Origin of the sequence: Rathayibacter tritici (assembly GCF_001641005.1) — a bacterium.
Lineage (GTDB): Bacteria > Actinomycetota > Actinomycetes > Actinomycetales > Microbacteriaceae > Rathayibacter > Rathayibacter tritici.
Genome location: NZ_CP015515.1, coordinates 972,199 through 996,674, shown reverse-complemented (window position 1 = coordinate 996,674; position 24,476 = coordinate 972,199). Strand labels below are relative to the sequence as shown.

Here is a 24,476-nt window from a genome sequence, read left to right as displayed (position 1 = left end):
AGCGTCGACCGCGGGCTCGACATCCGGGTGTCAGTCGATCGGAGCGGCGGCGCTGCAGTCCGGGAGGCCGGAGGTGTCGCCTGCGGCAATGCCTCTCAGCGCGGCGAGGGCGTCGTCGAGGGTGGACACCGCCAGCACGATGAGCCCGCCGGGAACGTGTCCGACGACCTCGCTGCAATTGCTGCTCGGCGCGAGGAAGTACTGCGCGCCGGCGTCCTTCGCTCCGTAGAGCTTCTGGCGGATGCCGCCGATGGCGCCGACCTCACCGGCCGCGTCGATCGTGCCGGTGCCCGCGACGTTCTGCCCGCCGTTGAGTGCGCCGTCGGTGAGCTTGTCGATGATCCCGAGCGCGAACATCATGCCGGCGCTGGGCCCGCCCACGTCGTCGAGCTGGATGTCGACCTGGAAGGGGAAGTCGAATGCGGCGCCGGGGAGGACGCCGATCACCGCCGCTCCGTTGGAGTCGCGGGGCGTGACCTGCACCTCCTGCTGCGCGCCGCCGCGCTCGATACTGATCCGGACCGGGGAGCCGGTGCCGAGGGTCTGCAGGGTCGCGCGCAGGGCGGTCGCGTCGGCGACGTCGGTGCCGGCGACGGCAAGGACCTGGTCGCCCGGCTCCAGGACGCCCTCGGCTGGTGAGCCCTTCGGCACCTGGACGACCGAGACGTGCTTCTCGACGGAGTAGCCGAGCGCGGTCAGTGCGGCGGCGATCGCCTCCTGCTGCGAGTCGGTCATCTCGGCCTGGTTCGCCGCGTCGCGCTCCTCGACAGTGGAGGAGGGCGGGAAGATCGCATCGACGGGGACGACGGCCCTGGTGCGATCGAACCACGCGCTCGCGACCTCGACCCAGGTGGGCAGGCTCTGCGGATTCCCGACGACCGAGACCGTCAGCATGTCGAGCGTGCCGGCCGTGGGATAGGTGGTGCGGTCCGGGATCGAGATGAGCGGGACGTCCTTGCTGCTGCCCAGGGTGTTGAAGACGGGGCCGGGCTGCTCGATCACGTACGGGGCCGGCGTGACGCCCAACCCGACGACGAGGGCGACACCCGAGAGGAGGACGACCGGTCCGACCCACGGTCGGCGCAAGGAGGAGGAGGGGCGCGGGTCGTCGGAGAACAGCGACACGGTGGCCTTTCTGACAACGGGTGGAGCAGCTCCGCCGGGATGTTCGCGGCGGGCGGAAGCGAGCTGGGCCCGAGCGGTGCTCTGCACGCCGAGGCCCCGGGCGCTCGGGCTAACGTAGCTTGCACGACTGGGAGTCGCGCCGGAACCGGTGCCCTGTGCAGGGCCGCGGACGCGGTACGGCAACCGGAACCACGTGAGCGACGAAAGGCTGATCCCGATGGCCGATGGCGACAGTGCGGACCGAGCGGGCGGCGGCTCCGAAGACGAGTTCCGGGAGATGCTCCGGCAGTTCCTCTCGGGGAACGGCCCCGTCGATCCGTCGCAGCTCGCGGGTGCCGCGGGACTGCCGAACGATCCGGTGGCCCTGCAGAACCTGCTCTCGCAGCTGCAGAGCGCGATGCAGCACAACGGCGACGGCGGCGTCAACTGGACGCTCTCACTCGAGCAGGCGAAGCAGCTGGCACGCGCCGAATCCGCGCCCGTGTCCGACTCCGTGCGCGCGCCTCTCGACGCCGCCTTCGGGGTCGCGGCGCTCTGGCTCGACGAGGTGGCGTACGTCACGGAGCTCAGCCGCACGCCGCGCTCGATCAGTCGAATCGAGTGGATCACGCTCACTATGCCTGTGTGGACGCAGCTCGCCGAGCCCGTTGCGCTGAGCATCTCGGACGCGCTGACCCGTGTGCTCCGCGAGCAGGCCCCGGAGGAGATGCAGGCGATGATCGCCGGCGCCGAGGGCATGATGCGCGGGATCGGCGGGACCCTGTTCGCCTTGCAGCTGGGCCAGGTCGTCGGTCAGCTCGCCGCCGAGGTCGTCTCCGGCGGCGACATCGGCATCCCGCTGCTGGAGGAGAACGACGCCGCGATCCTGCCACAGAACGTCGCCGCGTTCGGTGAAGGCCTCGACATCCCGCTCGACCAGGTGCAGCTCTACCTGGCGGTACGCGAGCTCGCGCACGCCCGCCTCTTCCGCCACGGCAAGTGGCTCCGCCTGGCCCTCATTTCGCAGATCACCGACTTCGCGCGCGGCATCAGCATCGACACCACGCGCCTCGAGGAGCTGGCCGAGAACTTCGATCCGGCCAACCCCGAGGAGCTGCGCGATGCGATGACCTCCGGCGCGCTCATCCCGCCGAAGACGCAGGAGCAACTCGCTGCGCATGGGCGCCTCGAGACCGTGCTCGCCCTGATCGAGGGCTGGGTCGATGTCGTCACGGCAGCAGCGACCACCCGGCTGCCCAGCGCCGGGGCGATCGCCGAGACGGTCCGCCGTCGTCGCGCGTCCGGCGGGCCCGCGGAGTCGGCGTTCGCGACGCTGGTCGGCCTGGAGCTGCGCCCGCGGCGCCTGCGTGACGCCGCCGTGATGTGGCAGGCCGTGACGGACGCGGTCGGGCCCGAGGCGCGCGACTCCCTCTGGTCGCATCCTGATCTCCTTCCCGGTTCGGATGATCTCGACGACCCGAGCGCGCTCGTGGCCCGGCTCACGGCCGAGGCGCGCGGCGAGACTCCGGAGCCGGACGAGATGGACCGCGCGCTGGAGGACCTGCTCAACGGGACGATGCCGAGCGAGGGCGGCGATGCCTCCGGTGCGTCCGGCGACACTTCCGGTGCCTCCGGCGACACTTCCGGTCCCCCCGACGACGACGATCGGGGCTCCGCGCCGACAGGCGACCGCCCCGTCTGAACGCCCGCCCGGCGCCCGCCTGTGGACAACTCGCGCGGCGCCGGGCCGGTTTCAGACATGATCGGCCGATGGTCCTTCGGCTCGACCCCCGCTTCCCCCTCCTCTGGCGCTCGGCGACGGCCGTGCAGATCGGCCTCGACCGGCCCTACGCGGTCCTGGACGGCATCGGCTACCCGGAGGAGCTGCTCCTCGACGCCCTGCGGCTGGGCACGAGCGCCGGAACCGTCCGCCTGATCGCGATGCGAGCCGGAGCGAGCGGAGCGCGGGTCGACGAGGTACTCGACGCGCTACGGCCCGTGCTGCTACGCAGCGTCGAGCCCGCCCCTCCTCCGGCACCCCGAGTCGTCGTCGAGGGGGCCGGCGCGGCGTCGGACGCGCTGCGGACGCTGCTCCGAAGCGAGGGCTGCGACGTGCTCGCCGAAGACGCGGTGCCGGAGCTCGCGGTCCTCGTGGCCGACTTCGCTGTCGCTCCCTCCCGCGCCGCGCACTGGCTGGCGGCCGACGTGCCGCACCTGGCCGTCGTGTTCGGCGACGACTCGGTGCGCCTGGGGCCGCTCGTCGAGCCGGGCCGGGGCCCGTGCCTGCACTGCGCCGAGCGCCACCGGATGGACCTCGACCCCGACCGCGCGCGCCTGGTCATCCAGGTGCTCGGCCGCACGGCACCCACCCGCACGCCCCTGTCGAGCGCGGCGATCGCCGTGGCCGCCGCCGACGTCGCCCTGCGGCGGCTGATCGTCGGCTGGCGCGGACTGCGCGCGACCGAGCGCAGCTACAGCGACGCCTCCGGAGCATTCACCGTGCGGGAGCGGGAGCCGCACCCCGAGTGCGCGTGCCGAGCTCTTCGAGGAAACGCGACGGCTCCCTCCGAGTGACGCGACCGGCACTCGAGCGCGCCCAGGAGAGGCGCAGGCGTCGGCGGGCGCGGGTGATCCCCACGTAGAGGAGGCGGCGCTCCTCGTCGATCGCCTCGAGCCCGGCGGCGTACGAAATGGGCAGCAGACCCTCCGCGAGCCCCATCAGATGCACCGACTCCCACTCCAGACCCTTGGCCGAGTGCAGTGTCGCGAGAGTGACCGCGGCTCGGTCGGGCTCGTGGTGCACCTGCTGGCGGGCGATCAGGTCGTCGGTGAACTGGCGGAAGCTCCAGTCCGCCGACGCCTCATCGACGAGCCGGGCCAGCGTGTCCAGCGACTCCCAGCGATCGCGCACCGCGCCGGGAGCGGTGGGCGGTTCGGCGCTCCAGCCGAGTGAGCGGAGGACGTCGCTCACCGACTTGAACAGCGGCTCACCGCTGATCGAGACGGAGGCGGCGCGCAGCTGCATCACGGCCTGCTTCACCTCGGGCAGGTCGAAGAAGCGCTTGCCGCCGCGCATATGCGCACTCACGCCGCGCTCGTGCAGCGCGTGCTCAATGACGGCGGACTGGCTGTTGGTGCGAAAGAGCACCGCGATGTCGGAGGCGCGCGCTCCCGCCTCGATGTCGGCCGCGACCCGCGCCGCGATGCCGCGCGCCTCCGCGATGTCGTCCGGGTAGGCGTCGATCGCCGGCTCCACCGCCTCGGCCGCCGCCACCGCATGCAGGGAGAGGGCGCCGGGCCGCCCGCGCATCAGCCGATTCGCGGTCTGCACGATCGGCACGGCGGAGCGGTAGTTCTCCTCCAGGCGCACCACTGTGGCGGCCGGCCAGCGGGCCGGGAAATCGAGGAGGTAGTCGGCTCGGGCGCCCGCGAACGAGTAGATCGTCTGGCTGGCGTCGCCGACGACGCAGAGGTCGCTCCGATCGCCCAACCACAGCTCGAGGAGCCGCTGCTGCAGGGGCGAGACGTCCTGGTACTCATCCACGACGAAGAAGCGGTACTGCTCCCGCACCTGCATCGCCATCGCGGGCTCCGACTCGAGCATGCCGGCCGTGACCAGCAGCACGTCCTCGAAGTCGATCTGGCGGCGCTGGTCCTTCAGCCCCTCGTACTCGTCCACGAGCGCGACGGTCTGCTCCAGCGTGAGCTTCCCGGGCAGCGGGCGGGTGCGCGCGGCGACGGCGTACTGCTCGAGGGAGAGCGCGGACACCTTCCGCCACTCGATCTCGGCCGACAGGTCGCGCAGTGCGGCGGTGTCGAGCTTCAGGCGGAGGCGCTCCGCCGCGTGCCCGAGCAGGCGCGCCTTCCCGTCGAGCAGCTGCGGCATCGTCCCACCCACCAGCTGCGGCCAGAAGTAGCCCAATTGCGAGAGCGCTGCGGCGTGGAAGGTACGTGCCTGGACTCCGCCGGCTCCGAGCACCCGCAGGCGCGAGCGCAGTTCGGCGGCGGCACGGCTGGTGAACGTAAGGGCCATCACCCGGCCGGGCGTGTAGACGCCGGTCGCGACTCCGTGCGCGATGCGGTGGGTGATGGTGCGGGTCTTTCCCGTGCCCGCGCCGGCGAGAACGCACACGGGGCCCAGGAGCGCCTCCGCCGCCTCGCGCTGCCCCGAGTCGAGTCCGTCGAGCAGGCTCACGCGATCGGGCCGTTCTCCAGCTCGCCCCCGTACCAGTCCTCGATCAGTGCGCGAGCGATCGACGAGCGCCCGGGCAGGAGCACCGAGTCCAGGGAGTCGTGCAGCTGCTGCCGGGTGAACCAGCGCAGCTCCACGATCTCCTCGCCGTCCGGGAGCAGGTCCTCGGGCGACTGGTCCTCCGCCAGGCGCGCGGTGAAGCCGACCATGAGGGAGGCGGGGAAGGGCCAGGGCTGCGAACCCAGGTACCGAGGGTCGACGACGCGCAGCCCCGATTCCTCGCCGATCTCCCGGATCACCGCGGCCTCCAGCGACTCGCCCGGCTCGACGAAGCCGGCCAGCAGCGAGAAGCGGCCGGTCCCCCACATCGCATTGGAGCCGAGGAGGAGGCGGTCGTCGGCGTCGAGCACGCAGACGATGATCGCCGGGTCGGTGCGCGGGAAGACCTGGCTGCCGTCGGTCGGCGAGCGCCGCACCCAGCCGCCCTGCTCGACGACGGTCGGGTCACCGTTGCGCGGCGAGTAGCCGTGCGAGGCGTGCCAGTTCGCGAGGGCGAGCGCCTCGGTGAACAGCCCGGCGTCGCGATTGCTGAGGCGCTCGGCGATCGCGCGCAGGCCGCTCCAGCGATCCTCGTCGGGCTCCAGCTCAGCGGCGGCCGCATCCGTGAGGACGGTGGCGATGACGGGGGTGCCCGCGGGCTCGCCCGGCGCCGCGGCGGTGGTGCGGCCGAGGTAGATGCGCAGGGTGCCGGCGGTCACCTCGTCGGGTCGGCGCAGCACCAGGCGGTCGGCGTCGACGAGGGTGCGATCGTGGTGCACAACGAGCACGCGGGTGGCGGAGTCGGCGAGCAACTCGTCGAAGAGCGCCGGCCGCGAGCGCCCGACGCCGTCGCGGTCGGCCGCCTGTCGTGAGAGCGGAAGGCGATCGGCGAAGGGCAGTGACATCCGGGGCTCCTTTCGTGACGGGGCGGCGAGAATCGCTGTCGCGGGCCTTCGACGGCATCGGCGGGACAGCGCGTGGCGGCGGGCCGACCGGGCGCGATCCGCCTACCCTGGAAATCATGGCCAGATCCCCTCTCACTCTAGCCGCGCTGGCCACCTCGGCCGTCGAGGGCCTCGACGTCCGCTCCGCGCGCCCCTTCACCTCCTCGACGCACGGCGACTTCGACTCCGCGTTGCTGACCACGCGCGACGGCGCCCGTCTCCTGGTTCGCGTGCCCACCTCCGCGCTCGCCGAGCAGGAGCAGCTGGGCGACCTCGTCGCACTCCGGGCGTTGACCGCCGGAATCCGCAGCCGCCTGCCGTTCGATGTGCAGGAGAGCGTGGGGCAGACGCCGTTCGACGGTACTCGCGCCGTGGTCTACGAGTACCTCGCGGGAGAGCGGGTCCTGATCGACGATGTGGCCGCGCAGAGCGGGCTCGCCGACTCGGTCGGCCGCGCTATCGGGGCAATCCACTCGCTGCCGGCGTCCTTCGTGCAGGAGGCGGGGCTGCCGATCGCGACGGCCCGCGAGAGCGTGAACGAGACGGTCGCGGTGATCGAGCGCGCAGCCGACACCGGCCAGGTCCCGGCGGCGCTGGTCGCCCGCTGGGAGTCGGCGTCCTCGGACGAGGCGCTCTGGCACTTCGACCCGACTGTGGTGAACGGCTCGATGACGGCCGATTCCTTCCTCCGCTCGGGCGATGTCGTCGCCGCCGTGCTCGGCTGGGCGGCGCTGCGGGTCGGCGACCCGGCCCGCGACCTGCACTGGCTGCTGAGCGCCCCGGGCTCCGAGACGGCGCTCTCGGCCTACTCACGGATGCGCGCGGGAGCGGTGGACCGCACGATCCGCCAGCGCGCCCAGCTCTACGCCGAGCTCGAACTCGCGCGCTGGCTGTTGCACGGCACCGAGACCGACGACTCCGCGATCGTCGATGACGCGGTCGCGATGCTCGACACGCTCGTCGACAGCGTGCTCGGCGACCTCTCCGCACCGCTCTCGACCGACACCGGACCGGTGCTGGAGGTCTCGGAGGTCGAGGAGCTGCTGAACCGCACGCCGGGGGCCCACACCGGCTCCTCCGCTCACGGCCGCGGGCTCGCCCCCGTCGCGGAGGAGAGCGACTCCGCCAGCTCGCGCTCGGAGTAGAACCGCTCGGGTCGCAGCACGAGGTTGTCGGCCACGAAGTAGAACACCGCGTCGACGTTCTCGAGCGGCATCCCCTGCCAGCGGGAGTAAGCGAGGCGGTACAGCGCGAGCTGGAACTGCTTCAGCTCGAGGTCTGCGGCATTCTTCGATGCGCGCCCGGTCTTCCAGTCCACGATCTGAACGCCCTCCTCGGTCGGGTAGACCGCATCGAGCTTGCAGACCACGACGTGCCCGGCGAGCTGGAGGTGGATCTCGATCTCAACCGCCTCCGGGCGCCGGTCGGCCCACTCCGAGCGCTCGAAGGTCGCGATCAGAGCATCCAGCCGCTCCTGCTCGACGCTCGCGGGGCCCGCGTCATCGAGTTCGTCGGGGAACGTGTCGACCGCCTCCGCCCCGCCCTGGATGCCGAACCGGTTCTCGACCCAGGAGTGGAAGGTGGTGCCCAGCCGGGTCTGACGGTACGGGCGCTCGGGCATCGGCCGGCGCAGCTGAGCGGCGACCTCGTCGGGCGCGCTGACGATGTCCTTGAACCGCGACGCGGGGATGCGGGTCGGCAGCGGGGTGCGCTCGCCCCCGGCCAGGCGCACCGCGCGCTCGGCGAGCAGTAGGCGGATGTCGTCGCCGCGAGATCCGAGCAGGGCGGGCTCGGCGCTGCGCACCCGGGCGGCGGCGGCGCGCACTCGGTCGCCGCGGGAGCCGAGCGGATCGTGGGGCCAGCGGAAGGTGCGCGGGGCGCGCTCGAGCGGGTTCTCCTCGTTCGCAGGCTCGGTCGGCAGCGGCGGGATCGCGTCGGCGCGCTCAAGGTCGCGCAGGAAGACACCCGGCCCGCGCGGTTTCGCCTGACCCGCCCACCACGAGCCGCTGAGCAGGAGGTGGTGGCGCGCGCGGGTGACGGCGACGTAGGCGAGCCGTCGCTCCTCCGCCTCGTTGCGCTCGCGGAGGGTGTCGCCGAAGACGCCGATAGCGTCGACGACCTCCTTCTGGGTGCCGCAGCCGCGCCAGGCCAGGTCGGGGAGCTCGGCGGCGTCGCCGCGGAAGGCGTACGGCATCGCGCCCAGGCGAACCCACCCGCGGAAGCCCTCGACCGGGGTGCCCGGCAGCTCGCCCTCGACCATCCGCGGGACCGCGACCAGATCCCACTCCAGCCCCTTCGATCCGTGGATCGTGAGCAGTTGCACCGTGCCGGGCTCCGGGTCCTCCGGACGCGGGGCGAGGCCGTCGCGCTTGTCGGCGAGGACGAGCCAGCGGAGGAAGCCGCGGAGGGAGGAGCCGGTGCCCGCACCGCGGTCATCGGTCTGCAGGTAACCGGCCACCGCCTCCCGGAACGCCTCGAGATTGGCGCGGCCGTCACCACGCGACTCGTTCGCCTCGACCTCCATGTCCAGGCCCAGCTCCTGCTCGACCAGGGTGACGAAGTCGAGCAGGTCCAGGCCCGCCCTGGCCCGCAGCCGGGCGAAGAGGGTGCCCGCCTCGTGTAGTCGACGCAGGCCCTCGGCGCTGAACCCGGTGAGCGCGGAGTGGTCGATCCGCCCGTCCTCCCCCGGGCGCCGTGCGGCGACGAAGTCGAGGGCCTCGACGATGGAGCCGCCCTCGCCCTCGGTGACGGAGGCGCGCATCCGCTCGCGCACCTCCTCCGGGAGAAGCCGGTGCGCGTGGTCGCGGGCGGCGAGCCACGACGCGAGGTCGCGCAGCGCCTTGAGGTCGCGCACTCCCAGGCGCCAGCGCGCACCCGCCAGAAGCCGGACCAGCTCGCTGCCCGCTGCCGGGTCCTCCACCACCGTGAGTGCGGCGACGAGGTCGGCGATCTCGGGCTGGCGCAGCAGACCCCCGATACCCAGGATGTGGTAGCGGACGCCGTGCTTCGCCAGGGCGGCGGCGAAGCGGTCCATGTGCGCCCGCACCCGGAACAGCACCGCGGCCGAGGGCGGCTCGGCGATCACGCGCAGGCGCCCGGCGAACCAGCGCGCGACGTCGTCCGCCTCCTCCTCGATCGTCTCGGGGAAGGTGAGCTCGACCGGATGCTCGGAGGCCTGCGGCCCCGCACTCAGGGTGTCGACGGCGACGGCGCTGCCCGCTGACAGCGGCTCGACGATCGCGTTGGCCGCGCCCAGCACGCGACGTCCGTTGCGCCAGCTGGTGCTGAGCGAGAAGCTGCGCGCTCCCTGGAAGTCGGTGCCGAAGCGGCCGAGCCCCTCGGCGCTCGCCCCGCGCCAGCCGTAGATCGACTGGTGCGGGTCGCCGACAGCCATAACGCCCTGCCCGGTGAACAGGCGCGCGAGCAGCCGCGTTTGCAGTACGGAGGTGTCCTGGTACTCATCGAGAAGCACCACCCGGTACCTCGCGCGGTGCTCGTCCACAATCCGCGGGACCCGGTCGAGGATCCGCAGCGCCAGTGCGACCTGGTCCGAGAACTCGACGAAACCGCGCTCGGCCTTCGCCTCCTGAAACCGCTCGGCCAGCGCGGTCAGCACGGGCAACGCGCCGACCGCCTGAAGAGCCTTCTCGAGCTCGCGGTAGAGCCCCGAACCGCTGCCCCCGCGCGGCAGATCGCCCAGGCGGAGGAAGTCCTCGGCGAATGCGGCGACGGCGGCCGGATCGGCGAGGTTGTCGGCGAGATCGTGCGCGAGCGAGACGACGAGGTCGGTCAGGCGGTCGATACCCGCCTCAACCTCGAGGATCCGTGGGTCGGCCGTGTCGGCCACCACGCCCCGCGCGAGGTGCCAGGCCGAGGCCTCGGAAAGCACAGTCGCGTCGCCCTCGCGGCCGATCAGCGCAGCGTTGTCGCGGAAGATCGTGTTCGCGAAGGCGTTGTAGGTCGAGACAGTGGCGGCCTCGAAGGGGTCGGGCGCGGTCTGCCCGGGCGGGAGCGGGAGCAGGCCCGCCGCGCCGAGCTGGTCGATCCGCCGCCCGATGCGCTCGCCGAGTTCGGCCGCCGCCTTGCGGGTGAAGGTGAGGCCGAGCACCTCCGACGGAGCCGCGTAACCGTTCGCGAGCAGCCAGAGCACGCGATTAGCCATCGTCTCGGTCTTGCCGCTGCCTGCGCCAGCGACGACGAGGGCGGGCTCGAGCGGCGCCTCGATGACGGCGCGCTGCTCGGCGGTGGGCGGGCGCAGGTCGAGGCGCTCGGCGATGGTCAGGGCGTCGATCACGGCAGATCCTCCTCGGGGTCTCCGGGGTCCTCGGCGTCCTCGGGGTCTCCGGGGTCCTCGATCGCCAGGAGTCCGTCGCCCGGCACCTCGGGCACGGCGTGGATGCGGTAGCGCAGCGCGTCGCCGGGCGAGAACGGTGTCGCGTCGAGCAGGCCCGAGAAGCCGGCCGCCGCCATGCCCAGCGCTGCGGAGCGGACGCGCTCGCGCAGTCGCTCCAGCTCCTCCTCGCCGAAGCGCTCCTGCACCACCTCGCGGTACGGCTTGCCGCGCACGCCCGTCGCCACGAAGAGCAGCTTCGCACCGCCCCCGTCGGCCGGGTCGGCCGCCTCGATTGCTCCCTCGGCGACCGCGAGCTGGTAGCTGCCGAGCTGCGCGTGCTCGGCGATGTCGTCCCTGCGCGGCGTGCTGCGGCCGGTCTTGAGGTCGACGATCGTGACGGAGCCGTCGGCGGAGCGCTCCACCCGGTCGATGGAGCCGCGCACGCGGGCGGGCGGCACGTCGAGCTCGAACTGCTGCTCGCGGCCGAGCACCACGCCTCCCCCGCGCTCGAAGTCGGCGAGGTAGCCCGCGAGGCCGTCGATCAGCCGCCGCGTCACGCGCTTCTGCCGCTCGCCCAGCCACGGCGACTCGAAGACCAACTCGGGCCAGCGCGACTCGAGCGCCGCCCACAGCTCCTGCGGATCGGGCCGCTCGGCGTTCTCGAGGACCCAGTGCACGAGCGTGCCGACCCCCATCGCCGTGCTCGTCGTCGACCCGGAGACGGCGTCGACGAACCAGTCCAGCGGCGAGCGCTCGAACGCCTCCAGGCGGCTCGGCGAGACGGAGACGGGCCGCTCGGGGTCGCCGATGTCGAACAGCGGCTCCGTGGTCGAGGGCTCCAGCACCCCCGACCAGGAGGACGGATCGGCGCCGGCCACCCCGGCGCGCGCCAGAGCGCTGAGCCCGCGGATCGCGGCGGGCGCCTCCGTCGAATCCGGCGTGGTGGCCGTCCGGCGCAGGGCCGCGACCGCCCCGCGGAGTGTCAGCGGCACCGCGGAGGCAGGATCCAGCCGCGGCGCGTCAGGCGGGCTGAGGCGGAAGAAGAGGGAGGGCGTCTCGTCCTCCCCCGCTACGGAGCTGAGCACCAGCTGACGGCGGGCGCGCGAGGCGGCCAGCGCGAACATCCGCAGCTCGTCGTCGAGAGTGGCCTTCCGGGTGTCGAGCGGAAGACCGCCCTCGCCGCGGGCATGCCGCAGCAGGCCGTCCGGGTCGAGCAGCGAGCCGCGCTGGCGGAGGTTGGGCCAGACGCCGTCCTGCAACCGCGCGACCACCACCACGTCGAACTCGAGTCCGACGACAGAGGAGGGCGTGCCGATCAGCACCGCGTCCTCCACGGAGCGCGCCGCGAGCGTGTCCTCCGGCACCTCGGCCTCGAGGATCTCGGTGACGAAGCCGACCGACGAGTGCCCGGTCGCTCGCTCCACGAACCGCCGCGCGGCGCTGAAGAGGGCGACCACGCCGTCGAGGTTGCGATTGGCCTCGGCGGCAGTCAGCCCGGTACCGAGCGCGAACTCACGCCAGGAGGTGGCGACGCGGCTCGATTCCCACGCCGACCAGAGCAACTCCTCGATCGAGCCGCCCTCCTCGTGCAGGCGGCGGACCCGGTCGATCGTGACGGCGAGCCGTTCAGCCTGGCGGGCGGGAGCGGAGTCGATGGTGGCGAAGCGGCCGGGCGCCGCGAGAGCCTCGACCAGGAGCGGGTCGCTCGCACGGATTCCGTCGGCAGCGAGCTCCTCCGCCCGGAGCGCGAGCCGGAGCCGGCGCAGGCCCAGCCGGTCTACTCCGCCGAACGGGCCGAGCAGTAGCTCCGCCGCGAGCTCGGCATCGAGCGGCCGCTCGCCGATCGCGACTCCGACCAGCACGAGTAGCGAGCGTGCCGCGTGGTCGTCGCGGAGAGCGCGCCCGGCGAGCACGGAGCGGGTGGGCACCTCCGCGACCGCGAGTGCCTTCACCAGCGGCTGCACGGCGGCTCCGGAGCGCACCACGAGCGCCATCCGCCGCCACGGGATCCCGTCGCGCAGCCGCCGCTCACGGAGCAAGCGCGCCACGGTCGCCGCCTCGCGCGCCGCCGTCGGAGCGTGCAGCACCAGCACGGGCGCCGGAGCGCCCTCGGGAGTCGGAGCCGCGAGGGCCGACCGCTGCCGCCCGGCCGCCGCAGTGCCGATCCGCTCCGTCGCCGCCGACACCACCGCCCGCAGTGCCGCGGAATGCCGGTGCACGCGGGAGAGGACGAGAGTCTCGACTTCGGCCACCCCGAGGCTCGCGGCGAAACGGCCGAGAGTGTCAGAGGCCGCCCCCCGGAAGGCGCTCGTGGCGACGTCTGGATCGCCGAGCGCGATCACCGTCACCCCGCGCTCGGCCAGCGCCCGCAGCAGCACGAGGGTGGACTCGCTCGCCTCCTGGAGGTCGTCGACGACGACGAGCCGCAGCGCGTCGATCCGCTCGCCTGCCTCGCCCGCTCGGATCGCCTCAGCCGCGAAGGCCGCGAACTCCGCCGCGTCGAGCCGGGTGCCCGCCTCGGGCGCCATCCACTCGACCACCTCGCGCAGCTCGTCGAGCACATCGGCCGCGGCACTCCACTCGCCGCGCTCGGCGTCCACCCCGAGCGCGCGGACCGCGTCCGTGTCGAGTCCGTGCTCGGTGGCCCGCATGCCGAATTCGCGCAGCTCGGTACGGAAGGTGCGCAGCCTCAGCACCTCCGGGCTGAACTCTTCGGGCCAGCGCGGACCCGTGCCCTCCTCGAGGTGGCCCTCGATCAGCTCGGAGAGCAGGGCGTCCTGCTCGCCGCCGGTCAGGAGGGTCGGCCGCTCCAGTCCGCGCGCCTTGGCGGAGGAGGTGACAGCCTCGAACGCGAGCGAGGTAGCTGTGCGGGCGAGCGGGCCTCGGGTCGGCACACCCAGGCGCAAGGCGAGGACGTCGCGCAGGGCGGTGGCGGCGGTGCGGCTGGCCGCAAGGACGACGAGAGACTCGGGCGAGTAGCCCCGCCCGAGCACGCGCTCGGCGACCAGCTCGATCACCGTGGTGGTCTTGCCCGAGCCGGGCGCCCCGAACACCGCGGCACTGCGTCCCTCCGGCAGTGCGAGCACCGCCCGCTGGGACGCGTCGAGCACGGCCCGAGGCGCGCCCGGCCGCTCCACGCCGTCGGCCGGGGCGGTGGAAGGAGCGGAGGTCGCGGGAGTCGTCACACGACCACGGTAGCCAGAGGGTCCGACACTCCCGTCGGCGCTCGGCGGGGGGCCGCTGCCGCCCACTCCGCTCACCGCGAAACGCGCGCCGTCGGCAACACGCGGTCCCGTATCCTGGCAGCTACGTCCCCTCCCGAAAGGCACTGCTGGTGGAAATCCGTATTGGAATGGTCAACACCCCGCGCGAACTCAACTTCGAGTCGTCGATGTCCGTGACCGAGGTCGAGAAGACGGTGACCACCGCCCTCGAGGCCGGCACCGCTGTCCTGCGTCTGCGCGATGAGAAGGGGAAGATCTACATCGTCCCGACTGACACCATCGCCTTCGTGGAGGTCGGCTCCGAGGAGTCGCGCCGCGTCGGCTTCGTCGCCTAGCCCCTGCCCGCGAGTACGTCGTGGAGCTCCTCTTCATCACTCTGTTCGGGGTCGTGATCGGTCTCGCCGCGCGGTACGGGCTGCCGCATCGGCACCTGCACGGCTCGGTGCTCGTCCCGGCGCTGGGCGGCCTGGTCGCCGCGGTCATCTGGGTTGCGCTGACCTGGGCGGGCCTGCCGTGGGACGGCGGCCTGATCTGGGTCATCGCCCTCGTCGTGACCGCTGGGGCCGTCGTTCTGGCTGACCTCTCGCTCGGACGCCGCCGCGCCCGCCGCGACGAGGCGTCGCTGCAGGCGATGCTGTCGGGCCGTGTCGCTCCCTGATCGTGCTGAAGGGGCGGGAGTCCTCAGCTCCCGCGCCTTTGTCGTCCACGAGGTGCGACACGGCGTGATGATGATGTGCCAGTCTCCGGTCACAGCTCCCGCGGACGGTGACAAACACCGACAATCGTCGGACAATCACCTTCCCTGGGGGTAGAAATGCTGGCTGAACGTGGAAATGCCGTCACCGCCACCCGGCGCGCGGTGCTCGGCGCTGCCGCTGCAGGGCTGGCCGGAGCCGCGGTCGCTCCGGCCGCCGATGCCGCTGTCCCGACGGCACCGGACCTCGCCGTCACCCGTGTCGTGCCCGTGCGGAGCGCCGCGCTCTCCCTGACCGGAGCGCGACTGCCGCAGTCGACCTCTCTCTTCACGCCGATCCGCTCCGACGCCGACGCCGTCTACGTCGCCGACTCGATCCCCGAGCCGCAGTGGTGGACGATCACCGACCGGCATCCCCGCGCCCGCTCGGGGATCTGGCGCCTCCCGAAGAACGGATCAACGGCCTCCTTCACCGAGACCGCTGCCGCAGTCGAATTCGACGGCGTGAATCCCGGCCATCGCGGCGCGAGCGTGACCGTCACCGACGGGGGCCGTGTTCTCGTGCAGCCTCCGCTGCACAAGCTGGTGTCCCGAGGAGGGGCGGGCTGGCGGAATGCCCCGCTCGCCGTGGCCGCCTCACGGTCGTCGCACGACGTCTCCTCCTTCTTTGCCGTCCCCGCGCCCGCCGGCGCGCGGACCGGCGTCTCGTACTCGCGCTTCTTCCGCGACTCGGCGTCGGCGACCACTTACCTCCTCACCCGTGGCTCCGACTACCAGGCGCTCCTGTGGACCTGGGACGAGACAGCGCGGGTCCTGCGCCCGCTGCACCGCGAGGACACCCGCTACGACCCGGCGCAGCCCGACGGCTACGGTGTGCGGGACGGGCTCAGCGTGCATCCGACCACGGGCCTGCGCACCGGCGCGTACGGGCACGAACTCGCCTTCTCCCGCCCCGCCGGTGCGACCACGAGCACGATCTGGTGCGCGGCCGAGTTCCGGATCAACACGGACGCCGACCAGTCGGGCTTCCCGCGGCGCGACATCGCGCTTGCTCGCAGCGACGACCAGGGCCGCACCTGGCAGCATCCGCGAACCGGGGCCACCGCCGCACAGCTCTTCCGACCCTCGGTGCCGGCGCCCGCGAACGCGAACGTCCTGGTCGTCTTCGACGGGCCCGCCTACTCCGCGAGCGCTTCGGATGACGCCCGCCACGACAGCGTGGGTGCGCGCGTCGGCGTCGCGAGTGGCGGACGAGTGGTCGTCGTGGCGGCCTGGTCGAGGCGGCCCGCCGACTCCTCCGACACCGGCCTCGCCCTAGGCACCCCCGTGTCGACCGACTACCGCTCCCTCTGGGCCGCGGTCTGGGACCCAGCCACCAAGACCCTGGAGCGGACCTGCCTCTACAACCCCGGCTCGCGCCGCTCGGACGGCACCTGGACGTCGAATCATCACGCGGGCATGCCCTCCCTCGTGTACTCCCGCTCCGGCACCGTCGTGGTGGTCGCCTCCAGCCACGACGACCACGAGCACTGGCCGGGACGGGAAAACTGGGGGCTCGTCTCGGACGACGGCCGCCCGACCACTTTCCCTGCCGACGCGCGCCTGCATGTCTACGCGACCAGTGACGGGCGGAGTTGGACCGACTCCGCCGTCGCGGGTCCGTCGGGCCTGACCACCACCGGCACATCCGGCGCCTACCTCGACCCGGAGTGCCTCGACGGCGACGGACTGCTGCGCCTCTACCCCGCCTTCCCCAACGATCCCGCGCGTGCCGAGGTGTGGGAGCTGCCTGCGCCCTCCGTGCCGACGCTCTCGCGCCGCCTCGACCGCCCCGTTCTCACCGCACGCGCTCTCTCGGGAGGCGTCGCCGTCAGCTGGACGCCGCCCGCCTCCGACGCCGGCTCGTCGATCTCGCAGTTCGTCCTGCACGCGGCCGACGGCACCCGGGCCAACAGCGCCTCGCCTGCGGTCGCCGTGCTCGACGGCGCGACCCGCGGTTGGATCGACCGCAGCGCTCCTGCGGGGGCCCCGCGCAGCTACGTCGTCTTCGCCCGAAACGCGGCGGGCACCTCCCTCGCCTCGAACACCGCAACAGCGACGAGCGGTGCCGTCGACGTCGTGCGTCCCCCGGATCCCGCTCCGCAGTACTGGTTCCGCGCGAGCGACCTGCCGCTGCGCGCCGGTGACCGGGTCGCCTCTGTTCCGGCTGCTCCGGGCGCCCTCGTGCGCACGGCCGCCGTGCAGAGCGTCGCCACTCGACAGCCGCGGTTGATTGCGGACGGACCGGGCGGGCTGCCGGCGCTGCGGTTCGAGCGCGCGGCCGCGAGCGGCCTGCTCCTGCCCGCCCCGCTGCGCTTCGGCGGCACCACAACGGTGCTGATGGTCGCGCGCGTCCGCGACGAGGAGTGGTCGCACCTCGCGGCGGCAACCGATGCGGAGGGCATGCTCCTGGTGCGCGCGCCCTTCTCCCGGGTGTCCGCCGGTGCCCACGAGACTCGCTCGGCGGGAGCAGCGGCCGACGGCACGCAGGGTCTCGCGACGACCGACACCCGCCTCGAGGTCGTCCACCGAGTCGAGAGCTCGACGGGGATCGGCGCGTGGAAGGTGTATGTGTCGCAGTGGCGCGTCGATCCGTGGTCGAAGCTGCGTGTCAGCGGCCAGATCAACCGCTGCGGGAGCTCGCAGATCGAGCTCCCGGCGACGGCGGGAGCGATCCTCACCGGGGCGGACGAGCCCACGTCGGCGCAGATGACCATCGGCAGCGCCCGCGCCCGGACCGGGGACGTGCTCGCCAGCGCGGTCGACATCGCCGAAATCCTCCGCTTCGACGGGTCCATGCCACGAGAGCGGATCCAGGACGTAGTCCTGTACCTGCTCGCGCGGCATCGCCTCCCGTCGACGAACGTCGTCGAGTCGGAGCTGCGGCGCCGGTGGGATCGCGGGACGCCTCCCGACTGCCTCGACGTCGTCCGCACCGACGCGGCGATGGCCGGCGGATCCACGGCGGGAGCGCTCCAGCACGACTCCTGCTCGCGGCTACTCCCGACGGGCACCTACGTCCCGGCCTGAGCGCTCGGTCAGGCCGTCAGGCCCAGGGCGTCCATCCGCCGCGTGTGCGACGCGATCAACTCGGTGAAGACGGGCTCGATCCGTGATTCGTCGGAGTCGTGGTTGCCCGACCCCATCAGCGCGGATCGGGCAACCAGGAGGGTGTCGCCGACAAGACGGCGGCCCCAGACGGCGAGCCGAGAGCCCAGGCGCTCGTCGGCGGCGATCTCGCGGCGCAGGATAGCGACCACGTCCTCGGCGCCCGTATCGGCGCCGAGAGTCTGCGCGATGCGCGGCCCCACATCGGTGGGGAGCCCGCCAGTGAGGCGGATGAAGAAATCATCGAGCAGGCCGGCTGTGATGTAGGCCGAGAGCAGCGTCTCGTGCAGGTCGGCACCCCGGGTAAGGCGCTCGAAGGTGTCGATCGCGGGGCGGAAGGGAGCCATCGCCTCGCCGGGCTCGACGTCGCGGCGGCGCAACTCGGCGACGACCGCGTGGTGCTTGGCGAGCGCCGTACCCGCGGCGGAGGAGATCGCCTCCTTGTCGGCGAGGTCCTCGGTCTCGGCGACGGCGCGGGCCAGCACCTCGAACACGGCGAGCTGGAGGTAGGCGACCTGACCGAGGTAGGGCAGCACCTCGGGAGTGAGGTCGGCGAGGTCGACACGGTCGCGCTTCCGGGGCGACTCTCCGCGGGGCGTCAGGCGGGGCAGGTCGACCAGGGGACGTCGACGTCGGAACCAGGCAGCCATTTCTTCAGCATAGGGCGCCCGAGGAGTGCGGTTCCGGGGCCGACGCGGCAGGGAGCAGTAGACTCGCCGAGATGTCACCGGCGCTGGATCGGTGGCCCTGCGCCCGGAGTCGTACAGGGGCGTAGACCGTTCGACACGACAGGCGCTTCACTCCGTGACTTTCTCCGATCTCAACATCGACGACGACATCGTCGCCGCACTCGCGGCCCAGGGCATCCTGGAGCCTTTCCCTATCCAGGAGCAGACGATCCCCCTGGCCCTGCAGAAGCAGGACATTATCGGCCAGGCCAAGACCGGCACCGGCAAGACGTTCGGCTTCGGCCTCCCGCTCATCCAGGCCCTCGGCACTGAGCCGGAGCCGGGCGTCAAAGCTCTCATCGTCGTGCCGACGCGCGAGCTCGCCGTCCAGGTCACCGAAGACATCGAGCTGGCCGCCTCCAATCGGCCGACCAAGATCGTGTCGATTTACGGCGGGAAGGCCTACGAGGGCCAGATCGAGCAGCTGAAAGCCGGTGCGCAGATCGTCGTCGGCACCCCGGGGCGCCTGCTGGACCTGGCCGGGCAGCGCCTGCTCTCGCTCGCGAAGGTGCAGGTGATGGTCCTCGACGAGGCAGACAAGATGCTCGACCTCGGATTCCTCTCGGACATCGAGAAGCTGTTCGCGCAGACTCCGCCCACCCGCCACACCATGCTCTTCTCGGCGACGATGCCGGGGGCGATCGTCGCCCTCGCCCGCCGCTTCATGAACAAGCCCATTCACATCCGCGCGACGGACCCCGACGAGGGCATCACGCAGGCCAACATCAAGCACATCGTCTATCGGGCGCACTCGCTCGACAAGGACGAGGTCATCGCGCGCATCCTGCAGTCCGAGGGCCGCGGCAAGACCGTTATCTTCACCCGCACCAAGCGCGCCGCCGCCCGCATCGTCGAGGAGCTCAACGACCGCGGCTTCAACGCGGCGGCCGTGCACGGCGACCTCAACCAGGAGCAGCGCGAGCGCGCGATGGCGGCGTTCAAGGCCGGCAAGAAGGACATCCTGATCGCCACCGACGTCGCGGCGCGCGGCATCGACGTCAACGACGTCACCCACGTGATCAACCACACCATCCCGGATGACGACCAGACCTATCTGCACCGCGTCGGCCGCACCGGGCGCGCGGGAAAGACCGGTATCGCGGTCACCTTCGTCGACTGGGAAGACCTGCACAAGTGGGCCCTGATCAATCGGGCCCTCGAGTTCGGCCAGCCGGACCCGGTCGAGACCTACTCCTCGTCGCCGCATCTCTACACCGACCTCGACATCCCCGCGGGCACCCGGGGCCGACTCAAGCCGACTCCGATCCCCGCTGAGGCGAAGGCCGATGCCCGCCCCGAGCGCGGCGAGCGCCCCGAACGCGGCGACCGCCCGCCGCGCCGGCGCACCCGCTCCGACTCCGCTGACTCGACCGCCCCGCAGCAGACCGGCCCCGCCCCCTCGAGCGAGAGCAAGGAACACCACGACGGCAACAGCGAGCCGCGCCGCCGCACCCGCTCGCGTCGCCGTTCCCCCCGCCCCGACGGTCAGGCCTGAGCCGTAGCGCACCGAGCCCACCCCCTCGCGATTCGTCGCGTGGGGGTGGGCTTGTCCGCGGGTCAGCGGGCGGAGGAGCGGATCGCGTCGACAGCGGTGCGCGTGGTCGTGTTCTCGCCGAGGCGGTTCGGCTTGCCGGTGCCGTGGTAGTCGCTCGAGCCCGTGGTGACGAGGGAGTAGCGCGCAGCCAGCTCGCGCAGGCGCCGCTTGCCGGCGGCCGTGTTCTCTCGGTGCTCGACCTCGAGGCCGAAGAGGCCGGCGTCGACGAGCTGCGGGAGGATCGACTCCACCGCGATTCCACGCGCGCTCGCCGCGGGGTGGGCGATGACCGGGACGCCGCCCGCCGCTCGGACCAGGCGGACCGCGTCGAGCGGATCGGGGGCGTAGTGCGGCCGGTAGTAGCCGCCCCGCCAGTCGAGGATGCCCGCGAAGGCAGCGGAGCGGTCGGTCGCCAGGCCACGAGCGACGAGCGCGTCGGCGATGTGCGGCCGCCCGATCGTCGTCCCCGGACTGGTCTGGGCAAGCACATCGTCCCAGGTCAGGTCGTAGTCGGCGGCGATGGCGGTGACGATCGCCTCCGCGCGGTTCATGCGGGCCGAGCGAATGCGCGCGGTTTCGGCGACGAGGCCGGCGTCCGTCGGGTCGACGAGGTAGGCAAGTACGTGCACGCTGGCCCAGCCCACCCGCGAAGAGAGCTCCATGCCCGGAAGGAGGTCGATGCCCGCCTCCTCCGCGGCGGCGAGCGCCTCGGTCCACCCGCCGGTGCTGTCGTGGTCGGTGAGCGCCACTCCGGCGAGGCCTGCGGCGGCAGCAGCCCGCACCAGATCAGCGGGCGCCTCGGTGCCGTCCGAGACGACGGAGTGGGTGTGGAGGTCGTACCCGCCTCCGTCGACATGCATACCCCCCATCGTAGCCGCGCCGCCTGCGAGCCCTGCGATGCCCTGCATGCCCTGCACGCCCTGCACGCCCTAGTAACCTGAGCCGCGATGGGGACGAGACTGGTGAAAACCGCTGTGGCGGTGGTCGTGGCGATCGCGCTGCTGGTGCTCGCGGCTCCGAGCTTCTTCGGGATCGCCCGCGAGGCGCCGTTCGCCCAGCTGGTGCCGTTCCGGCTCGCGACCGGTCTGGCCGCCGTCGGGATCGCCGCCGTCTTGGTCGTGATCGCAGCGCTCGTCGCCCCGGTCCGCCGCCTCGCACTGGTCCTGGCCGCGCTGGCGGTCGTCTTCGCGGTTGTCCTCGCCGGCGTGCAGGGAGTGCGCGGCTACGACTCCGCTCCCCCGCGTGCCCACCGGCTGGCCGACCTGCGGCTCGCAAGTTGGAACGTCCTGCACGACGGCGTGCCGGTCGAGGCGATCGTCGCCCTGTCGCAAGAGAAGACGGTCGACGGGCTCGCCCTCCTCGAGGTGTCGCGGACGCGCGCGCAGGACGTCGTCGACGCGCTCGGTGCCGAAGGTGTGCCGATGACCCTGCATTACGCCGGGTCCGGCGGCGACGACGGCACCGCGCTGCTGCTCTCGCCCTCACTCGGCGCTTACAGCGTCGACACGTCCGCCGTCGTCACCGGAGTAACGCCCTCGCTGGTCGCGCGCCCCGACACCCCCGAGCGCCCCGTCCTCGCCGCCGTGCACACGATGGCGCCGGTCCCCTCCCGCCTCGCTGAATGGCGCAACGACCTGCTCTCGGTCGCCGCGCTCTGCTCCGCGGAGGAGGACGTCGTCGTCCTCGGCGACCTCAACTCCACCATCGACCACTGGGCGGGGCTGCCCGGCTCGGCGGCTCTGGGCGGCTGCCGGGACGCCGCAGCGCTGGCGGGCGGCGGCGCACTGGGCACCTGGCCCACGTCCGTCCCGACAGCGCTTGCCGCCCCGATCGATCACGTCCTCTTCTCCGGGCGCCGGGAGGTCTCGGGCTACCACGTGGTCGAGGACCGCGACGACGCCGGCAGCGATCACCGCCCCCTGGTCGTGCAGCTCTCGGTCCGCGGGCTGGTCAAGGATGCATCCTGATGCTCCTCCACAGGCCCTGACACCCGGTCGGCTTCCGCGGCGGCGGCCACGGCCGCCCCGCCGGGTAAGCGGAGGAGGACAATGGAGGGCATGACGAACACGGAGGAGCGGACCGCCGCTCAGACGCCCGACCCCGCCGCCGCTCCCCGCCCCCGCGCCACCGCGAACCGCTCCACGACCCCCGCCTCCGACCGCTTCCGCGACTTCATCGCCTCCGGCTGGGCCGAGCGGGAGGAGCCACTGCCCGCCCCGCGCGAGCAGGCGTCGTTCGCCGCCGCGCGCCGCAAGCGCCTCTCCGCCCTGTATTCCGGCGTCCGGGTGATCGTCCCCGCAGGGCGGCTCAAGCAGCGCGCGAATGACACCGACTACCCCTTCCGCGCGCACTCGGCCTTCACCTGGCTGACCGGCTGGGGCTCCGACTCCGAGCCGGGCGCCGTCCTCGTGCTCGAACCCGTCGAGTCCGGCCACAGCGCGACGCTCTACTTCCGCGAGCGCGCCGGCCGCGACTCCGACGAGTTCTACGCGAACCCCGAAATCGGTGAGTTCTGGATCGGGCCGCGTCCATCGCTGGCGCAGGTCGCGAGCGACCTCGGCTTCGCCGCGCGCGGGATCGACGAGCTCGACTCCGTCCTCGATGCCCAGGACGGCGTCCCGCTGGCCGTGCTGCGCGAGGCCGACCCCGCGGTGTCCGGCCGCCTTGACGCGGTCGATGCCGACGAGCGGGCCGACCGCGACGCCGCGCTGGAGCGCGACATCGCCGAGCTCCGCCTGGTGAAGGATGCCTACGAAATCGCCGAGCTGCGCGCCGCCGTCGATGCGACCGGCCGCGGCTTCGAGGACGTCCTCGCCGACCTGCCCCGCATTGTCGCCCACGAGCGCGGCGAGCGCCTGATCGAGGGCGTGTTCAACGGCCGCGCCCGCGCCGACGGCAATACGGTCGGCTACGACACCATCGCCGCCGCCGGTCCGCACGCCTGCATCCTGCACTGGACCCGAAACGACGGCCCGGTGCGCCCCGGGCAGCTGGTGCTACTGGACGCCGGGGTGGAGCAGGACAGCTACTACACGGCCGACATCACGCGCACCTTCCCGGTCGACGGCCAGTACACACCCGCGCAGCGCCAGGTGCACGAAACCGTACGCGAGGCCGCCGACGCCGCTTTCGCGATCGTCCGCCCCGGCATCCGCTTCCGCGAGGTGCACGCCGCGGCGATGGCGGTCATCGCCCGTCGCACCGCCGAGTGGGGCCTGTTGCCGGTCAGCGCCGAGGAGGCGCTCGAAGCCGACAACCAGCAGCACCGCCGCTACATGGTCCACGGCACCAGCCACCACCTCGGGCTCGACGTGCACGACTGCGCGCGGGCTCGGCGCGAGATGTACCTCGACGGCCTGGTTGAGGAGGGCATGGTCTTCACGATCGAGCCGGGCCTCTACTTCCAGCCCGACGACCTCACCGTTCCGGAGGAGCTGCGCGGCATCGGCGTCCGGATCGAGGACGACGTGCTCGTCACGGCCGACGGCGCCGAGAACCTCTCGGCCGGCATCCCGCGCTCGGCCGACGAGATCGAGGCGTGGATGGCGCGACTGGCCCGCTGAGCCGCCCGAGCGGGCGAGCCGCCGGCACGGGAAGCGACGTCTGCACAGAATCGGCTCTTTTTGCCGAGCAGACCTGCAGAGGAGAGAGGCGAAGACCTTGCCGCGCAACTGATCTTCACCGGCCAGTCTTCACGCTCGTCGGCGCCTCGGGTGTCCGCGCCCTCAGGCGGCGAGGCGCAACGCGAACTCCCCACGAGCGGCGGCCAGCGCCAGCCGGTCGAGCAGTGTCGCGAGCTGACCCGCGGGAGCGTCCGGATCCTCCGGATGCCACTGCACCCCGAGGAGGGGCGCGCGGCCGTGCTCGACAGCCTCGACCACCCCGTCCTCTGCGCGTGCCACGACCCGCAGGCCGGGAGCCAGCACGTCCACGGCCTGGTGGTGCGCGCTCTGCACCGCGAGCGCCTCAGCTCCGAAAAGCCCACCCAGTACGGACCCCGCCACGAGCCCGACCTCGTGCCGGTGCATGCGCTGGTGCGCGGGAGCGGCCGCGTTGACGTGCTTCGCCTCCGGACCCAGGTCCTGGATCAGCGTGCCGCCCAGGGCGACGTTCATGATCTGGAGTCCGCGGCAGATGCCGAGCAGGGGCGTGTGCCGTGCCAGCGCCCGGTGCACCACGGCGATCTGCGCGGCGTCGGCATACTCCGCATGGGGGCCCTCGGCCGGGTATCCGCGCTCGGCCCCGTACTGCTCAGGAGCGATGTCCTCGCCGCCCGCGAGCACCAGCGCGTCCGCCCCCGCCGTGCGGGCCAGCAACTCCGCCGTGCCCAGCTCCTCGGCCGCGAAGCGCTCGGCGCGCCAACCCCGCTCGCGGGCGAGGGTCAGGATGCGGCCGTTCAGGATCTGCACGTAGGCGTGGTACTCCTCGCGGCCCGGCCGCGCGCGGGCGACCTCGACGATGGCGAGCGAGCGAGTCATGACTCCATCTTGGGGAGGGTGCCGCCGCCGGTCGAACCCCGGCGTCACGCGGTGTCACA

Annotated in this window: 17 protein-coding genes; 9 read left to right on the top strand and 8 right to left on the bottom strand. The window is 72.7% G+C overall.

What is annotated here, in order from left to right; all coding sequences use genetic code 11:
• Positions 1-30: 30 nt before the first annotated feature.
• Positions 31-1,125, bottom strand: a complete 1,095-nt coding sequence (locus A6122_RS04410) for a YlbL family protein (protein ID WP_068252051.1) — start codon at positions 1,123-1,125, stop codon at positions 31-33.
• A gap of 217 nt (positions 1,126-1,342) precedes the next feature.
• On the opposite strand from A6122_RS04410, the gene A6122_RS04405 reads away from it, so the two are divergent.
• A complete protein-coding gene (locus tag A6122_RS04405; RefSeq protein WP_068252048.1) occupies positions 1,343-2,806 on the top strand; it encodes a zinc-dependent metalloprotease in 1,464 nt (487 codons plus the stop codon).
• Positions 2,807-2,874: 68 nt separating this feature from the next.
• A complete protein-coding gene (locus tag A6122_RS04400; RefSeq protein WP_068252047.1) occupies positions 2,875-3,678 on the top strand; it encodes a hypothetical protein in 804 nt (267 codons plus the stop codon).
• On the opposite strand, the gene A6122_RS04395 is transcribed toward A6122_RS04400, so the two are convergent.
• The gene (locus A6122_RS04395) at positions 3,599-5,335 is read right to left on the bottom strand and encodes an ATP-dependent helicase (RefSeq protein ID WP_373408573.1); all 1,737 of its coding nucleotides are present in this window, start codon (positions 5,333-5,335) and stop codon (positions 3,599-3,601) included. The two genes, A6122_RS04400 and A6122_RS04395, sit on opposite strands and share 80 nt — an antisense overlap.
• Positions 5,296-6,240 carry an NAD(+) diphosphatase gene (gene nudC, locus A6122_RS04390; RefSeq protein WP_068252045.1) on the bottom strand — a complete coding sequence of 315 codons (945 nt, stop codon included), beginning with the start codon at positions 6,238-6,240 and terminating at the stop codon, positions 5,296-5,298. Before nudC ends, A6122_RS04395 begins: the two co-directional genes overlap by 40 nt.
• A gap of 116 nt (positions 6,241-6,356) precedes the next feature.
• On the opposite strand from nudC, the gene A6122_RS04385 reads away from it, so the two are divergent.
• On the top strand, positions 6,357-7,424 hold the full coding sequence (locus tag A6122_RS04385; RefSeq protein WP_068252044.1) for a phosphotransferase: 1,068 nt from the start codon (positions 6,357-6,359) through the stop codon (positions 7,422-7,424).
• Here the strand turns inward: A6122_RS04385 and A6122_RS04380 are convergent.
• Complete coding sequence (locus tag A6122_RS04380) at positions 7,361-10,573, bottom strand: ATP-dependent DNA helicase (RefSeq protein WP_068252038.1); 3,213 nt, start codon at positions 10,571-10,573, stop codon at positions 7,361-7,363. The genes A6122_RS04385 and A6122_RS04380 overlap by 64 nt on opposite strands.
• On the bottom strand, positions 10,570-13,797 hold the full coding sequence (locus A6122_RS04375) for an ATP-dependent DNA helicase (RefSeq protein WP_068252035.1): 3,228 nt from the start codon (positions 13,795-13,797) through the stop codon (positions 10,570-10,572). The genes A6122_RS04380 and A6122_RS04375 overlap by 4 nt, the downstream gene beginning before the upstream one ends.
• 149 nt (positions 13,798-13,946) lie before the next feature.
• Here A6122_RS04375 and A6122_RS04370 point away from each other — a divergent pair, with 149 nt between their 5' ends.
• From A6122_RS04370 to A6122_RS04360, 3 genes are all read left to right on the top strand, one after another.
• The gene (locus A6122_RS04370; protein WP_068212463.1) at positions 13,947-14,171 is read left to right on the top strand and encodes a DUF3107 domain-containing protein; all 225 of its coding nucleotides are present in this window, start codon (positions 13,947-13,949) and stop codon (positions 14,169-14,171) included.
• 20 nt (positions 14,172-14,191) lie between these two features.
• Positions 14,192-14,494, top strand: coding sequence for a hypothetical protein (locus A6122_RS04365; RefSeq protein WP_068252030.1), 303 nt, complete (start codon positions 14,192-14,194; stop codon positions 14,492-14,494).
• A gap of 156 nt (positions 14,495-14,650) precedes the next feature.
• A complete protein-coding gene (locus tag A6122_RS04360) occupies positions 14,651-17,599 on the top strand; it encodes a hypothetical protein (RefSeq protein ID WP_068252023.1) in 2,949 nt (982 codons plus the stop codon).
• An 8-nt stretch (positions 17,600-17,607) separates the two neighbouring features.
• On the opposite strand, the gene A6122_RS04355 is transcribed toward A6122_RS04360, so the two are convergent.
• Positions 17,608-18,327, bottom strand: a complete 720-nt coding sequence (locus A6122_RS04355; RefSeq protein WP_068252021.1) for a ferritin-like fold-containing protein — start codon at positions 18,325-18,327, stop codon at positions 17,608-17,610.
• A gap of 154 nt (positions 18,328-18,481) precedes the next feature.
• Between A6122_RS04355 and A6122_RS04350 the strand changes: the two genes are divergently transcribed.
• Positions 18,482-19,900: a DEAD/DEAH box helicase gene (locus tag A6122_RS04350; protein WP_068252020.1), complete on the top strand. Its 1,419-nt coding sequence runs from the start codon at positions 18,482-18,484 to the stop codon at positions 19,898-19,900.
• Positions 19,901-19,962: 62 nt separating this feature from the next.
• On the opposite strand, the gene A6122_RS04345 is transcribed toward A6122_RS04350, so the two are convergent.
• Positions 19,963-20,799, bottom strand: coding sequence for a PHP domain-containing protein (locus tag A6122_RS04345; protein WP_084415818.1), 837 nt, complete (start codon positions 20,797-20,799; stop codon positions 19,963-19,965).
• 87 nt (positions 20,800-20,886) lie between these two features.
• Here A6122_RS04345 and A6122_RS04340 point away from each other — a divergent pair, with 87 nt between their 5' ends.
• Together A6122_RS04340 and A6122_RS04335 are read left to right on the top strand one after the other, a co-directional pair.
• The gene (locus A6122_RS04340) at positions 20,887-21,906 is read left to right on the top strand and encodes an endonuclease/exonuclease/phosphatase family protein (protein WP_146076746.1); all 1,020 of its coding nucleotides are present in this window, start codon (positions 20,887-20,889) and stop codon (positions 21,904-21,906) included.
• A gap of 90 nt (positions 21,907-21,996) precedes the next feature.
• Entirely contained in the window at positions 21,997-23,502 is a 1,506-nt protein-coding gene (locus tag A6122_RS04335) for an aminopeptidase P family protein (RefSeq protein ID WP_068257017.1), read from the top strand.
• Between the two features lie 162 nt (positions 23,503-23,664).
• Here the strand turns inward: A6122_RS04335 and A6122_RS04330 are convergent, their stop codons facing one another.
• Positions 23,665-24,417: a gamma-glutamyl-gamma-aminobutyrate hydrolase family protein gene (locus A6122_RS04330; protein ID WP_068252017.1), complete on the bottom strand. Its 753-nt coding sequence runs from the start codon at positions 24,415-24,417 to the stop codon at positions 23,665-23,667.
• Positions 24,418-24,476: the final 59 nt, after the last annotated feature.